This is a genomic window from Mesorhizobium intechi (genome assembly GCF_002879535.1).
GTDB lineage: Bacteria > Pseudomonadota > Alphaproteobacteria > Rhizobiales > Rhizobiaceae > Mesorhizobium > Mesorhizobium intechi.
Genome location: NZ_PNOT02000290.1, coordinates 1 through 14701 on the forward strand (window position 1 = coordinate 1; position 14701 = coordinate 14701).

Annotated in this window: 16 protein-coding genes and 1 pseudogene; 8 read left to right on the top strand and 9 right to left on the bottom strand. The window is 62.9% G+C overall.

The genetic code is table 11. From position 1 onward, the window contains the following. Positions 1-116: pseudogene (locus C1D09_RS34280) on the top strand (isopenicillin N synthase family dioxygenase); the annotation flags it as partial. Between the two features lie 51 nt (positions 117-167). Here C1D09_RS34280 and C1D09_RS24940 read toward each other — a convergent pair. From C1D09_RS24940 to C1D09_RS24950, 3 genes are all read right to left on the bottom strand, one after another. Continuing rightward, positions 168-1124, bottom strand: coding sequence for an alpha/beta fold hydrolase (locus tag C1D09_RS24940; RefSeq protein WP_143976749.1), 957 nt, complete (start codon positions 1122-1124; stop codon positions 168-170). 27 nt (positions 1125-1151) lie between these two features. Further along, positions 1152-1637, bottom strand: a complete 486-nt coding sequence (locus C1D09_RS24945; RefSeq protein WP_143976750.1) for an SRPBCC family protein — start codon at positions 1635-1637, stop codon at positions 1152-1154. A 124-nt stretch (positions 1638-1761) separates the two neighbouring features. After that, positions 1762-2010 carry a ParB N-terminal domain-containing protein gene (locus tag C1D09_RS24950; RefSeq protein ID WP_095770329.1) on the bottom strand — a complete coding sequence of 83 codons (249 nt, stop codon included), beginning with the start codon at positions 2008-2010 and terminating at the stop codon, positions 1762-1764. Between the two features lie 155 nt (positions 2011-2165). Here C1D09_RS24950 and C1D09_RS24955 point away from each other — a divergent pair, with 155 nt between their 5' ends. From C1D09_RS24955 to C1D09_RS24975, 5 genes are all read left to right on the top strand, one after another. Then, positions 2166-3806, top strand: coding sequence for a N,N-dimethylformamidase beta subunit family domain-containing protein (locus C1D09_RS24955; protein WP_143976751.1), 1641 nt, complete (start codon positions 2166-2168; stop codon positions 3804-3806). Position 3807: 1 nt separating this feature from the next. Continuing rightward, the gene (locus C1D09_RS24960) at positions 3808-5193 is read left to right on the top strand and encodes an aminotransferase family protein (protein ID WP_143976752.1); all 1386 of its coding nucleotides are present in this window, start codon (positions 3808-3810) and stop codon (positions 5191-5193) included. A 4-nt stretch (positions 5194-5197) separates the two neighbouring features. Then, the gene (kce, locus tag C1D09_RS24965) at positions 5198-6127 is read left to right on the top strand and encodes a 3,5-dioxohexanoate:acetyl-CoA acetone transferase (protein ID WP_143976753.1); all 930 of its coding nucleotides are present in this window, start codon (positions 5198-5200) and stop codon (positions 6125-6127) included. 66 nt (positions 6128-6193) lie between these two features. Next, positions 6194-6649: a GNAT family N-acetyltransferase gene (locus tag C1D09_RS24970; protein ID WP_143976760.1), complete on the top strand. Its 456-nt coding sequence runs from the start codon at positions 6194-6196 to the stop codon at positions 6647-6649. Beyond that, entirely contained in the window at positions 6646-7674 is a 1029-nt protein-coding gene (locus C1D09_RS24975; RefSeq protein WP_143976754.1) for a histone deacetylase family protein, read from the top strand. Before C1D09_RS24970 ends, C1D09_RS24975 begins: the two co-directional genes overlap by 4 nt. Before the next feature lie 15 nt (positions 7675-7689). Here C1D09_RS24975 and C1D09_RS24980 read toward each other — a convergent pair whose 3' ends face one another. The 3 genes from C1D09_RS24980 to C1D09_RS24990 all read right to left on the bottom strand — a co-directional run bounded on the left by C1D09_RS24980 (position 7690) and on the right by C1D09_RS24990 (position 10717). Continuing rightward, entirely contained in the window at positions 7690-8958 is a 1269-nt protein-coding gene (locus C1D09_RS24980) for a cysteine desulfurase-like protein (protein WP_167514741.1), read from the bottom strand. Between the two features lie 45 nt (positions 8959-9003). Continuing rightward, complete coding sequence (locus tag C1D09_RS24985) at positions 9004-10071, bottom strand: aldo/keto reductase (RefSeq protein WP_143976756.1); 1068 nt, start codon at positions 10069-10071, stop codon at positions 9004-9006. Between the two features lie 112 nt (positions 10072-10183). Continuing rightward, a complete protein-coding gene (locus C1D09_RS24990; protein WP_246135867.1) occupies positions 10184-10717 on the bottom strand; it encodes a hypothetical protein in 534 nt (177 codons plus the stop codon). A gap of 312 nt (positions 10718-11029) precedes the next feature. On the opposite strand from C1D09_RS24990, the gene C1D09_RS24995 reads away from it, so the two are divergent. Further along, on the top strand, positions 11030-11194 hold the full coding sequence (locus C1D09_RS24995; protein ID WP_080511763.1) for a hypothetical protein: 165 nt from the start codon (positions 11030-11032) through the stop codon (positions 11192-11194). Positions 11195-11249: 55 nt separating this feature from the next. On the opposite strand, the gene C1D09_RS25000 is transcribed toward C1D09_RS24995, so the two are convergent. Continuing rightward, complete coding sequence (locus C1D09_RS25000; RefSeq protein ID WP_143976757.1) at positions 11250-11756, bottom strand: DUF1993 domain-containing protein; 507 nt, start codon at positions 11754-11756, stop codon at positions 11250-11252. Between the two features lie 140 nt (positions 11757-11896). Here C1D09_RS25000 and C1D09_RS25005 point away from each other — a divergent pair, with 140 nt between their 5' ends. After that, positions 11897-12949 carry a DUF1176 domain-containing protein gene (locus C1D09_RS25005; protein WP_143976758.1) on the top strand — a complete coding sequence of 351 codons (1053 nt, stop codon included), beginning with the start codon at positions 11897-11899 and terminating at the stop codon, positions 12947-12949. A 26-nt stretch (positions 12950-12975) separates the two neighbouring features. Here C1D09_RS25005 and C1D09_RS25010 read toward each other — a convergent pair whose 3' ends face one another. Together C1D09_RS25010 and C1D09_RS25015 are read right to left on the bottom strand one after the other, a co-directional pair. Further along, positions 12976-13869 carry an alpha/beta hydrolase family protein gene (locus C1D09_RS25010; RefSeq protein WP_143976759.1) on the bottom strand — a complete coding sequence of 298 codons (894 nt, stop codon included), beginning with the start codon at positions 13867-13869 and terminating at the stop codon, positions 12976-12978. Positions 13870-13901: 32 nt separating this feature from the next. Next, the coding region (locus tag C1D09_RS25015; protein WP_167514742.1) for a nucleotidyltransferase family protein at positions 13902-14701 on the bottom strand (800 nt) is incomplete at its 5' end.

A 14701-nucleotide genomic window follows, 5' to 3' on the forward strand; every position in this document is an offset into this window, starting at 1 on the left:
CGGAAATCTTCGAGCCGTTTCTCTACGGCGACTACCTTTGGGAAGCTGCCACGAATTTCGTCGAGATGAGCGGCATCAAGCATCTCAGGCAGCCGCGCCGCGCCAAAGCCTCATGAACGAACCACCGGCCGCCTCGATCGGCACGGCCGGTGGGGAACGGCCGGGGGTTATTCCGTCTCGCTGACGACCTCGTCCCAGGTCTTCACCTTGGTCTCGCCGTTGAGAAACGGCAGCGCCGCGGCCGTCAGTTCCGGGGCGAAGAAGACGTCGTAGTGGGTTCGGTTAGGCAGGATGGCCAGACGATTCTGCGAGAGGTTCTCGCGCATCCAGCCCGCGTCCTTCAGCCCACCGCCGAGCATCTGGTAGAACTTGATCTCATGCTCGGGCTTGTACATATCGCTGTCGCCATAGGCCAGCATGACCGGCATCTTCAGCTTGGCGACGTCGGCAGAGTAGTCGCGGGCCTGGCGCATGAAGTTGCCGAGCGTGTCCAGGAGCTTCGGGAACTCCTCGGGATGCGGCGCCACCGCGACGTAGGATTTGTACATCGGCGTGTCCTTCATGAACGCGGCCGCGGCTGCGCTGACCTGGGCCTGCTGCTGGCGCATCTCGTCGTAGAAGCCGTCAGTGGCATAACCGGTCGACACAAGCACAAGCCGGCGCACCGCTTCGGGATGCTGAACCGCCATGCGGAAGGCAACGCCGCCGCCCAGGGAATAGCCCATGACATCAACCTTGTCGTAGCCAAGCGCCTTGACGATCGTCGCCATGTCGTCGCCTATCGCCTCGACGGTGAACGGCCGGTCGCCGAGTGCCGTGCGGCCATGACCCTGCAGGTCGACGCCGATGACTGTACGGTTCTCGGCAAGCTTCGGTAGAATCGGTGCGAACATGTCGGTGCTGCCAAGACCGCCATGCAGCAGAAGCAGCGGCTCACCCTTGCCGTAAATGGCATAATAGTAGTTCAGGCCGTTGATCGGCAGCAGGCCGGATTTCTCCGGCTTCGGCAGTGCGTTCGTCGCGGTCGTCATGGCAGGTTTTGCCTCCTCTGCAATCGTGAAGCCCGGTGCAGCAAACAGCGCCGCAGCCGAAGCAAGAATGGTGAAAATCAGGGTTTTGGACATATCGGTCTCCTCGTCATCCCGGCGGTATCAAAGGGTCCTTGCGAGTTCTTCGAGTTGGTCGGTGCACTGGCCCCAGCCTTCGTGAAAGCCCATTTTTTCGTGCTGCTCGCGGTCGGCGACACTCCAGTGCCTGACCCGTGCAATGTAGCGGGTCTTGCCATTGCCCTCGTCCTCGAAGGTCAGCACGACGGTCATGAACGGCTTTTCCGATGGCTCCCATGCCTGGGTGTAGGCGTCGGTAAGGACGATCCTCTTGCCGGGAACGACTTCGAGGAAAACGCCGGGGTTGGGGAATTCATTGCCGTCGGGGCCCGCCATCACGACAAGGCTCGAGCCGCCGGTGCGTACATCCATCTCGGCGCGCGGCGTCGTCCACGGCTTCGGCGAGAACCACCGCGTCACCAGTTTCGGGTCTGTCCAGCAGCGGTAGACGTTCTCGCGCGGCGCATCGATGATGCGGGCCAAAACCAGTTCACGGTCGTTGGCGGGAGCGATGTCGAGCTTGGTGGTCATGGTGTCCTCATTTGCGATTTGATCTGGCTTCCGTCCCAAGGACGAGCGGATTAAACGCAAGCCGACATCGCCAGCAAAGAATTCTGGAGAATTTGCTGATTAGAGATCACGTACGGAGGAACCGTCAGTGGCGCTTGGCTTGCACCAGATAGGCGTCGATCTCGGTCTCGCCGAGCCACTTGGCCGCTTCAAGCCGATGCAGGCCTTCGACCAGGATATGGCGCTTGCCGTCATGGCGGACCTGGATCGGCATTTTCATGCCATTTTCCAGAATGTCCTCGGCCAGGTGCCGGACGGTCTCGGGATGCAGCGTCTTCTTGCGCGCCGTCGGCACGTAGATCTCGTCGACCTTGACCTTTTGCACTCTCAGCATGATAGCTCCCCAGGCGGAACATGCCGCCTCGCCTGAAATAGTCGCTTTGCCGGGTGCGGCCAAGGGCGGCTAAACAATTGCTGGCCCGATCGTTTCCATTTGACGCTTGGCCGGCAGATGGCCGAAATGGCGGCCTTCGATCCTTTCCGGTGCTCATGACCCATCTGCCGACCGAGTTCCCCGATTTCGGGCTGACGCCCGAGCAACGCCGCCACGCGGTGCGCGGCCATTACTATGAATGGCCAGGCATGGATGGCGAGCGCGGTGAAATCTGGTGCTACTCGGATCGCTTTTCCTATCGCCCCGGCGAGATGGTGAGCCTACATGTCAGTTCGACGGCGCCGTCCTTCAGCATGACAATCATCCGCGACGGTGCAACCGAGACGAAAGTGTTCGAGAAATCGGGCATGGCGGCGTGCTGGCAAGACACGCCCGACCAATGTTCCGCCGAGGGTTGTGGCTGGGAAGCGTCCTTTGAATTCCGTGTCGGGAGCGACTGGCCGTCCGGTGCCTATCGGGTAACGCTGACTTGCGTCGGTCATGACGACAGGCCGATCCATGGCTACCACCTCTTCATCATCTCTCCCCAACCCGGCAAGAAGCCGGGCCGTGTGCTGCAGGTGGCGGCGACGGGCACCTGGCTTGCCTACAACACCTGGGGCGGCTCCAACCATTATCAGGGCATCACCGGACCGGACCGCAACCAGTATTCGCCCGTTGTATCGACGCAACGCCCCTGGTGCCGCGGCTTCGTCGTGCTGCCAAAAGATGCGCCGCGCGTGCCGCTGGAGGTCGCCGTGCCGCCCAAGACCGTGCCGCGGTATCCCCATATGGAATGGGCGCTGGCCACCGGCCATTCGAAGAAATACGCCTCGTCCGGCTGGGCGAGCTATGACAGCCACTTCCTCCGCTTCGCCGAGCGGGCCGGCTATGCCGTCGATCTGGCCAGCCAGCACGATCTGCATGTCTCGCCCGGCATTCTCGACGGCTACGACTGCGCCGTTTTCGTCGGCCACGACGAGTACTGGACATGGGAAATGCGCGATGCGGTCGACAACTATGTCGAGCGCGGCGGGCATGCGGCGCGTTTCGCCGGCAATTTCATGTGGCAGACGCGGCTGGAGGACGAAGGCCGCCGGCAGGTCTGCTACAAATACCGCGCTCGCGCCGAAGACCCGGCCTATCGCGGCGGCGACGTCACCCGCGCCACCAATTCCTGGGAGGCGCCGGAGATCGGACGTCCTGGTTCAGCAACCTTCGGGCTTAACGCGACGCGCGGCGTCTATGCCGGCTGGGGCGGCTGTGCGCCGCGCGGTGTACGCGGCTTTCCGGTCTACCGGCCGGAACACTGGGCTTTCGCCGGCACCGGCATCTATTACGGCGACCTGCTCGGCGCCGACAGCCATGTCTATGGCTACGAGGTCGACGGGCTCGACTTCGAGATCCGCGGCGGCCTGCCCTACCCAACAGCGACCAGCGGCGCACCGGAAGGGCTGCAGGTCCTCGCCGTCGGCATGGCATCCCAGGTCGAGGAAAGCGCCGATATCCCGATCGAGGACCAGTTCCTCACCGACGAGGATGGCCGCTTCACCGCCGAGACTCTGTTCGGCGAGGCGAGCGACGCCAATCTGGAAAAAGTCAAACGCGGCAATGGCATGATCGTCAATTTCCCGCGCGGCAAGGGCGAGGTCTTTCATGCCGGAAGCTGCGAATGGGTGGCCGGCCTGCTAAGGCAGGATCCGATGGTCGAACGCGTCACCCGCAATGTCCTCGATCGCTATCTCGGAAAGTCCTGACATGTCGAAAGTCCAGCCTGCCGCTCCAGAAGCAGAAGCCCGGCGCCAGTCGCACCTGTTCTATCTCTCCAGCCTACGTCGGCCGCTGATCGACCGCGCCGAGGGCATCTATATGTGGACACAGGACGGCCGCCGCTTCATCGACGGCTCGAGCGGACCTATGGTCGCCAATATCGGCCATTCCAACCGCAATGTGCTGGAAGCCATGAAGCGGCAGATGGACCGCGCCACCTTTGCGTATCGGCTGCACTTCGAAAACGAGCCGGCGGAGGAACTGGCGCGTGAGCTTGCGGCCAAGCTGCCGGAAGGCATGGACCGTATCTTCTTCGTCTCGGGCGGCTCGGAGGCGACGGAATCCTGCATCAAATTGGCGCGGCAATGGGCCGTTGCCACCGGCCAGGCCAGCCGCTGGAAGGTGATTGCGCGATTTCCTTCCTATCATGGCGGCACGCTGGGTTCGCTCTCCGTCACCGGCGACGACGCTTTGGCCGAGACCTTTGAGCCGATGATGCGGGTGATGCCCACCGTGCCAGCGCCCACCGCCTGGCGCGACCGCGACAACCTTTCGATGGAGCAGCGCGGCATCCGTTATGCGGACATGCTGGAAGAGAAGATCCTGGCCGAGGGGCCGGAGAATGTCGTCGCCTTCATCATGGAGCCGATCGGCGGCGCAGCGACCGCCGCGCTTGTTGCCCCGGACAGCTACTATGCGCGTATCCGCGAAATCTGCGACCGCTACGGCATCCTGCTGATCCATGACGAAGTGATGAGCGGTGCCGGCCGCACCGGCAAATTCCTCGGCGGCGATCACTGGAACTGCAAGCCAGACATCGTCGCGCTGTCGAAGGGGCTGGGCTCGGGCTATGCGCCGCTCGGTGCACTGGCGGCACCGATGCGGCTGGTGCAGCCGCTGCTGGCATCCGGGGGCTTCCAGCATGGCCATACCTATGCCGGCAATCCGCTCGCCTGCGCCGCCGGCCTTGCCGTGCTCGGCGAAATGGACCGTCTCGACCTGATCGCCAATGCCGCCGCCATGGGCGACGTGCTGATGGGCGGGCTGAAGGAGCTGGCAAAGCGCTTTCCCTTCATCGCCGACGTGCGCGGCAAAGGGCTGCTGACCGGCGCCGAAATGGTCGCCGATCCGGAGACACTGCGGCCGATCGACCAGAGCAAGAAGGCCACGCAGCGCCTGCTCGATCTGGCCTATGAACGCGGGCTCATCATCTATGGCCGCCGGGTCAAGGGCGGCGTCGACGGCGATAATTTCATGGTCGCGCCGCCGATGATCGTCACCAGCGAGCAGGTCGGCGAGATCATTTCCATCATCGGCGACTCGCTGGAGGTTCTGGCATCAGAGCTCGACCTGCCGGTCGAAGGCCGGGGGTAAAGGAATGGCGCCGCGAAAAGTCATCATCACCTGCGCCGTCACCGGCTCGGTGCATACGCCGTCCATGTCGCCCCACCTGCCGATGACGCCGGACCAGATCGCGACCGATGCCATTGCAGCCGCTGAGGCCGGCGCGTCGATCCTGCATCTGCATGCCCGCGACCCCAAAGACGGCCGGCCGACGGCTGATCCGGAGGTGTTCATGCAGTTCCTGCCGCGCATCAAGCAGGCAACCGATGCGGTGATCAACATCACTACCGGCGGTTCTTCGCTGATGACGCTGGACCAGCGATTGGCAGCGCCGCTGCGCGCCGAGCCCGAAATGTGCTCGCTCAACATGGGCTCGATGAATTTCGCGCTGTTCCCGATGCTCGACAAGCCACGAGAATGGCAGCACGAATGGGAGCCTAAACTGCTCGAAGCCACGCGCGACACCATCTTCAAGAACACCTTCGCCGACATGGAAGGCGTGCTTGAGAGGCTGGGCAAGGGCTGCGGCACGCGATTTGAATTCGAATGCTACGATGTCGGCCACCTCTATTCGCTGGCGCATTTCCGGGATCGCGGCCTGGTGTCGGGGCCGCTGTTCATCCAGTTCGTGCTGGGCATTCTGGGCGGCATCGGCGCAGATCCGGACAATCTTATCCACATGAAGCGCATCGCCGACAAATTGTTCGGCGACAGCTACCAGTTCTCGGTGCTGGCTGCCGGCCGCCAGCAGATGCCGCTGATCTCGATCGCCGCGGCGATGGGCGGCAATGTCCGTGTCGGCTTGGAGGACAGTCTCTACGATGGCCGCCAGTTGGCGAAATCCAACGCCGACCAGGTGCGCCGCATCCGGGGCATTCTCGACGGCCTGTCGCTGGAGGTTGCCACGCCGGCCGAGGCACGCGAGATGCTGGCGCTGAAAGGTGGCGACCGGGTGGCGTTTTGAGGCAAGATCGTGACCAAACCCAGTGACGTCGTGATCCGCCCCGGTCGCATTGATGACGCCGAAACGATGCACGCCGCGCTTCTCAAGCTTGGCACCCATATCGGCGCACATCAGGAGATCACCTCCACACCAGATGATCTGCGCCGCTACGGTTTTGGCGAAAAGCCCACCTTTTCAACCCTGATCGCCGAGGTCGGCGGCGAGTTCGCTGGGCTTTGCCTGCATTTTCCGATCTTTTCGACCTGGATGGGGCGGCCCGGCGTCTATGTACAGGACCTCTATGTCGAGGACCGGTTCCGTGGCCGCAAGATCGGTGAGCGGCTGTTGCGGCGCGTGGCCGCGGAATGCCGGAAGGACGGCGGCGTCTATCTCAGGCTGTCGGTCGATAACGACAATGAAGGCGCCAAGGCCTTCTATGAAAGGCTGGGCATCGCCTGGTCGAGTTACGAACAGACGCAGAAAATCATCGGCGAAGCCTTTTTTGCCTTTGCCGACGCGCCGGTCAATGGGGAGCAGGAATGAAGGCCTTTTACGCCGAAGAGCAGAAGCGCCACGACCCGAAGGCCTTTCTTTCCAGCGGTGCCGCGCAGCCCAATCCGGAAAAGCCCGAGCGCGTCGAAAGATTGTTAGCCGGCGCAAAATCTGCCGGTTGCGCGATCGAGCGGCCACGCAATCACGGGCTCGGCCCGGTCTCGGCGGTGCATACACCCGAATATCTCGACTTCCTCGAACATATTTTCGAGCGCTGGCGGCGCATCGAGGGCGCCTCGGCGGAAGTGATTCCTAACATCCATCCGATCGCGCGCAATGGTTCCTACCCTGCTTCGGCGGTTGGCCAGGCCGGCTATCATATGGCCGACACCGCTTGCCCGATCTCGGGCGAGACCTGGCAAAGCGCGCTGTGGAGCGCATGGAGTGCGGTCGAGGCGGCGGAAGCGGTGATGGCGGGCGCGCCGGCAGCCTATGCGCTGTGCCGTCCACCCGGCCACCATGCATTTGCCGATGTCGCCGGCGGCTTCTGCTTCATCAACAATTCGGCGGTCGCTGCGCAGGTGCTGCGCAAGCAAGCGGCGCGCGTGGCCGTTCTCGACGTCGACCTGCACCACGGCAACGGCACGCAAGGCATCTTCTATGCCCGGCCCGACGTGCTTACCGTTTCGCTGCATGCCGACCCGGTGCGCTTCTACCCGTTCTTCTGGGGACATGCCGACGAGCGTGGCGAAGGGCCGGGCCTTGGCTATAATTTCAACCTGCCGCTGCCACGCAAATCCGCCGACACGGCATTTCTTGAGGCGCTTGGCGTTGCGTTCCAGCGCATTCGCGCCTTTTCGCCGGACGCGCTGGTGGTCGCGCTCGGCCTCGACGCCTTCGAAGGCGATCCGTTCGGCGGGCTTTCGGTGACGACGCCCGGCTTCTCCCGCATTGGCGAGGCAATCGCCGGGCTCGGCCTGCCGAGCGTCATCGTCCAGGAAGGCGGCTATCTCTGCGACGAACTCGGCGACAATCTCGCCGCCTTCCTCACCGGCTTCGGCGGCAGGATGCGGTGATGGTTTCTCCTTGCCTCAGGAGCGCTGCTGCCTGAGCATGGCGATGACCCGGTGCACGCTCTCCAGCGTCTCGTTGATTTCCGCCGCCGTGTTGTAGTGGGCGATGCCGATGCGCACGACGCCCTGCTCGGCCGGAATGCCGAGCTGGTGGACGATCTCCCAGGCGTAGTTATGGCCGGACCACAGGAAGATGTTTTCGGCGTTCATCTGCCTCACGATCGTCTCCGGGACGATGCCCTCGACGGTAAAGGAGACCGTCGGCACGCGATCGGCGAGCCGTTTCGGATCGGTGATGCCATGGATTGTCAGGCCCGGAATGTCGAACAGGCCGTCGATCAGCCTTAGCGCCAGCGGGTTTTCATAGGCGATCGAGACCCCGAATGCCCTGGCGATCTTCTGCCTGCGCGAACCACTCTCGCCTGCTGCCGCACCCAGCTCGGCAAAGTAGTCGACCGCCGCCGTGAGGCCGGCCATCAGCTCGATCTGCGGCGTACCGAGCTCGAACCGCTCCGGCAGGCCATTGGACGAACAGCGGCATTTGTAGGGTTTCAGGCCGTCGATGATTTCGCGCCGCCCCCACAAAACGCCAATATGCGGACCGAAGAACTTGTACGCAGAGCAGATCAGGAAATCGCAACCGAGCTCTTGCACGTCGATCAAGCCATGCGGTGCGAACTGGACGGCGTCGACATAGACTAGGGCGCCGGCCCGTTTTGCGATGGCAGTCAGGGATCTGACCCGGTTGATCGAACCCGTCAGATTCGAGGCATAATTCAACGCCACCAGCCGTGTCTTGCTGGACAGCAGCCCTGCCAGCGCCTCCTCTTCGACCTGCCAGCTCTTTTCATCGAATGGCAGCCAGCGCACCACGAGACCAAGATCCTCGGCCAGTTGCAGCCAGGGCGACACATTGCCCTCATGGTCCATGCGGGTGAGGATCATCTCGTCGCCCGGCTTCAGCGTGCGGCCGAGCGTGCGTGACATGTGATAGGTCAGCGTCGTCATATTGGCGCCGATGATGATTTCCTCGGGGCTCGTCGCACCAAGGAAATCGGCCATCGCCTGATGCGCCTCGTCGACGACGGATTGAGCCGCGATCGTCGTTTCGAAATAGCCGCCGAGATTGGCGTTGGTCGTGAGCAGGCAGCGCGACACCGCATCGGCGACGGCCTGCGGCACCTGGGTGCCGGCGGGATTGTCGAGATAGATGCGACGGCGGCCCTTGTCGGTCAGGGAAAGCGCCGGAAATTTTCCCCGCACGGCCTCGATCGAAAAATCCACCACTTTCTCCACCCCTTTGTTATTCCGAGATAATTCGATCCCCACCGATCAGGGACAGGGATTGCCAACCCGCTGATGGATCGCGTCCACTGCCTTCTGCATCTCTTCGGTCCAGACGACATCCACCGAAGACAATGCCATTTCGAGCTGCGGAATGGTCGTCGCGCCGATGATGTTGGAGGTGACGAAGGGCCGGCTCGACACATAGGCATTGGCAAACAGCGCCGGCTCCATGCCGAAGGAGCGCGCCAGTTCATTGTATTCGAGCAGCGCGTCCGCTGCATTCGGCGTCTCGTACCGCTGGCCGCGATTGAACAATTGCGAGCGCGAACCCTGCGGCCGGGCGCCATGGTCGTATTTGCCGGTCAAGTAGCCCTGCGCCAGCGGCGAATAGGGTAGCAACGACACCTGTTCGCGCTCGCAGACCTCGGCAAGGTTCACCTCGAAGGTGCGGTTCACGAGATTGTAGGCGTTCTGGATCGAGGCCACGCGCGGGCCAACGCCTTTGTCGGACTCGGCAAGAAACCGCATGACGCCCCAGGAGCTTTCGTTCGACAGGCCGAAATGGCGGATCTTTCCCGCCTTCACCAACTCATCGAAGACACCGAGCGTCTCGGCGATCGGCGTTTCGTCGACCGGCGCGCCGTCGGCATCGGCCCGCCGCGCCACGGCGCCGATGCGCGTCGGGTTGGCACCCCAAGGGATATCCCGTTCCGGCCAGTGGATCTGGTAGAGGTCGAGATAGTCCGTGCCGAGCTTGGCCAGGGATTTGTCGATGGCGTCAAAAATATCGGCGCGCACCAATTGCGATGGCCTGTCGCCGCGAAACCAGATGTTGGCGGTGCGGCCGACGACCTTGGAGGCAAGGATCACCTTGTCGCGGTTCCCCTTGGCCTTCATCCAGCTGCCGATGATCTTTTCCGTCCGCCCCTGCGTCTCCGCCTTGGGCGGGATCGGATAGAGCTCGGCGGTGTCGATGAAATTGACGCCGCGCGAAAAAGCCAGATCCATCTGCGCGTGGCCTTCGGCCTCGGTGTTCTGCTGGCCCCAGGTCATCGAACCAAGGCAGATCTGGGTAACAAGAAGATCGGTCCGACCGAGACGGCGTTTGTGCATGGAATTCTGCTCCGGAGGGAAGGGCGAGGCGGGAAGGAGGCTGCATGTATAGGGAAAGCCATGCCGCTCTCCAAGCCTCACCAAGCCGACTTTTGCGTGAACCAGCGATTGGCTAGCGGCAGGCCCCAGCAACGGCGCGGCGCTTGGCCTCGTCGATCAGCATGTTGGCCACCTGCATGCGGATCATGGCGCGCTGGCGCAGATGCGGGGCAACACGATCAGGATGGTTGGTGAAAGCAAAGTTGCGGCGCATGCGGCCGAAATCGGCGGCGCTCTTGGGCTCGTTCAGCCCCAGTTCGGCCGCGATCGATTCCGGATCGATCGGCGGGAGTTTTTCCTCGGGCTGCGCGCCCTCGGCAGCCAGCGCCAGCTTGGCATGTTCCAGCAAGGCGGCAAATTCGCTCGCCAGGTCGGCACCGGCCTCGCGGTATTCGGCGGCGGATACCTTGATGCGGCCGGAATGGAGTTCATCGGCGACCGAGAGATAATCGAACGGAATCGACGGACGCGCGCCTTCCTCGTCGCCCTCGATCCCGTCTCCCTTGTCGGAGGCGACGAAGAGGTCGTCGAGCAGCGAAGCGAAATCACGCTTGGCGCTGGTAGCGATGTCAGCCTCCACTTGCCTGACTGTCAGGTTCCGGACCATAGAGCCCGCTCGTTAAAAATACATACCACCGATCTTAATGAGTTTAGCCATTCAAGGATCGCGACCGTTCCCTCAAAACAAAAAGCCGGACTGCACTTTCATGCAGCCCGGAAAATTCGCCAGGAGGGGCGAGGAAAAACTGGCCACGTACCAGCGTCGAAGCCTACGCTTCGTGCGGCGCGGAAGTTTCAGCGGGCCTCAAAAAATCTAGGAAATCTATCCGGACATGGCAGGCATGCAAATGCTGCACTGCACAATTGTTACGATTCGCCTATACTGGCTGGTGTGGAGGACTAACCAGGGGCCTGATTCATGGGTTTCTTCACGGAAATGTTTGCCCGGCCGCGCCCGCAGGAACATCTGCGATACCGCGCGGCGCTCGCGCTGCTTCATTCGATGAGCAATGCCGACCGCGCCGATATCGGTATCAAGCCCGCCGATTTTCCCCGCGTCGCCCGCGAAATGTCCATTCGCTAGAGGTGCCTCGCGAGATGTCCCGGACGGATGCGGGACATCTCGGAATGCCGGCCCCTTAACGCGATCCCAGGAATGTCGCCTTGCCGAGCGGCACGCCATTGTGGCGAAGAATGTCGTAAGCGGTGGTGAGGTGGAAGTAGAAATTGGGCATGGCCACATGCAGCAGATACTGCATGCCAGCCAACGTTGTTTCGCGTCCGCCGAGCTTCAGCTCAATCACCTTGTCGTCGGAACCGTCGATATCGGCTGCGGAGAACGTCGCCAGCAGCGCAAGCGTCTTGGCTATCCGCGCCTCGAGATCGGCAAAGCTTGCTTCATTGTCCTCGTATTTCGGTACCTCCCGCCCGGCCAGCCGCGACGGCGCCCCCTTCGCATGGTCGGTGGCGATCTGCACCTGCCGGGTCAAAGCGAACATGTCGGGCGCAAGCCGCGCCGTCAAAAACACCTGCGGGTCGATCTTGCGCTCAAGGGCATTTTGTTCTGCAGCCGCCAGCACGTTGGAAAGGGCTTTCAGCCTGGTTGAAAACACCGGCACGGATGCCTCATACATCGTTATCTTCACGTCAGATCTCCTGTCCGGTCGGAGCGCCGGCGCAGCGAGCTAGCGCCTGCGCAGACGATTCTTCAAGCGCCGTGAGCTCCGCGTCACCACGCCGCCGCAATCGCCGTGGTAGAATTTCCGTTATCGAGCGGAGATTCCCGATGAGACGCGCCCTTCTCGCTGCGACTGCCCTTCTCTCCCTTGCGGCATCCGGCCCGGCGTCGCTGGCCGCCGACGACGCGCCCGAAGCACCTTATGTCGACGACCGCTCGAGCGCGGAGGCGGTCATTCGCTCGCTCTACAGCGCCATCAACCGGCACGAATTCGCCCGAGCCTGGGGTTACTACGGCGACGCAAAGCCGGCCAAGGATTTCGACAGCTTCGTGAAGGGTTATGACGGCACCGACAAGGTCGAGGTCACGACCGGTGCCATTTCGGACGACGGTGCCGCCGGCAGCATCTTCTACAATGTCCCGGTCGCCATCCGTGCCACCGACAAGAGCGGCGGCGAAAAGGTCTTTGCCGGCTGCTACACGCTGCGACAGGTCAATGCACAGGCCCAGGCCGCGCCGCCCTTCGATCCGATCCACATCGAAAAAGGCGCGTTGAAACCCTCGACGGCGGACTTCGGGGAGGCGCTGCCGCCCGGTTGCGGCGACGGCCCGCCGCCGCCGAAGAAGGATACGGCACTCGAGCAGGCCAAGAAAGCCTTCCTGGCGGCCTATGGCGACCAGTGCGACAAGCAGTTCCTGGGTAATGAGCCGGAGGTGTTTTCGATCAAGTACAAGGACAAGGATGCGCAGCCCGGCGATCCCGACAAGGAAACGCGGCTGTTCCATTTCTCCTGTGCGGCCGCGGCCTACAATGAAAGTTCGGTCTACTACATGACCGACGAATTGTCGGCCGTGAAGCAATTGCAGTTCGCCGAACCCAAGATGGACATCCGCTATGAGAACAACAACAGCGACGGCAAAGTGCTGGGCATGAGCATCGTCGGTTTTGAGACGACCGGTTGGGCGGTCAATTCCGACTATGACGCGGACACCCATACGATCACCACCTTCAACAAGTGGCGAGGCGTCGGCGATGCCTCCGATTCGGGAACCTATCTGTTCCGCAACGGCGATTTCTCGCTGGTCCAGTATGACGTCGATGCTTCCTATGACGGTGAGCAGAACCCACAGACGGTCGTCGACTACAACACCGCGCCCTGAGCGCCGGGGCTGCCAGGCAGCGCCGGTCAAGGCGCCTTGGCCAGCATCCAGTTCAGCGTGCCGCGCCAGTCGACCATGCGGATCGGCGTGCCGTGCGTGCCGGTCTCGAAGCGGACGAAGCGGGTCGGATAGGCCTTCGATCTGGCGATGATGGACCGGAAGAACGCTTCCTGGTTCGCCACCGGAAACACCACGTCATGGCTGCCCTGGCCGAAGAAGACCGGGACACGGCGCCTGAAGGCGGGACTTGCGAGGAAACTCTCGTCCCACAGCGATCCGAGCAGCAGTAGCCCGTCGATGCGCCGGCCGGTATCGTTGCGCGCAGCAAGCTTCCAGCACAACGCGCCGCCCATCGAGCCGCAGGCGACGAAGATTTTCGCGCCTGGGGACTGTTCGGCATAATGATCGATCAATGCGGCGACCTGTGCGGCCCCCTTGTCACCGAAATCGGGGAAATCCGGCGTGAGATAAAGCCCGCCATTGCCGGCCATCAGGTTCTTGAGCCGGTTGAAATTGCCGCCGAAAGTGAAGTCGTCGACGCCCTGCTTGCGGCTGCCGCCCTGCCCGTGCAGGTAGAGCACAATGATGGCGGCGCCTTGCGTCTTGCCGACGGCGACGTGCCTTACATCGCCGGCGTCCGTCTTCAGCATCAGATCCTGCTGCACCTGGCGCACGCCGGTGTCGGTATATTGCGGATGCACGCGCTTTTCCGGCACTTCGTCACGCTGGTTGATATCGCGCATCTCGCGGTAGTCGATGACGGTGTACGCGCCGCCGTCACCGGTCGACAATGTCGCCGGATAGGCGAAGAGATCGTCCTTGAAGGATTTTAGTTCGAGCGCATCGGCTTGGCCGGCAAGGCAAAGAACAAATGAAGCAGCCAGAAAGGCGTGAAGTGGAGAAAGAAAACGAAAAGCCATACCGCAGGCTTGGCTAATTCGGCCCGGGTTTGTCAATCCTGCAGCACGCCGCCGGCGCTTTCGAGCGCCTCGCGGGTGTCGACATCGACAGACGCCCCCTTGCCGACCTCGACATCGATGACATCGAGCCCCCCGGTCTCGACCAGATGGCGCGCGCCGGTATCGCCTTCGAGATGGGCGATGGCCGGGAACAGCGCGCGCGGCAGGAGCACCGGGTTGCCGCGCTTGCCCAGATGCGAGGCGCGGACCACCGAATTGCCTCCTGCCTTGCGGAAGGCATCGATCAGCCGGTCGAGATCGCCTGACACAACGCCAGGCATATCTCCCAGAACGATCATCGCGCCGGTGGTGTCTTCGGGCAGATAGGCAATGCCGGCTTTCAATGAGGTCGACAGGCCATCGGCGAAATCGGGATTGTCGGCAAAGGTCAAATCCAGCCCCGCCAGCGCCGCACGCACGCGCTCGCGCTGATGGCCGGTGACGACGATCGTGCCCGATGCCTTCGATGCGAGCGCGCGCTCGGCGGTGCGGCGCACCAGCGGCTTGCCGTCGAAGAGCGCCATGAGCTTGTTCGGCCCCCCCATGCGGCTTGAACGGCCAGCCGCCAGAAGCACTACGGCGACCTTGAGCCGGCTCTTGGCCGGCAGCGGTTCGCGCGGCTGCGGCCGCGTCGGGATTTCCATCAGCAGCCCGCCGACCCCCATGCCGGCGATATCCTTCGCGGTGACGTCAAGGCCGGCAACCAGACGGTCGAGCACCCAGTCGAAGCCGTTTTCCTTGGGACTGCGGGCGCAGCCGGGCGCGCCGATGACGCGCTTGCCGCCGAGTGTAC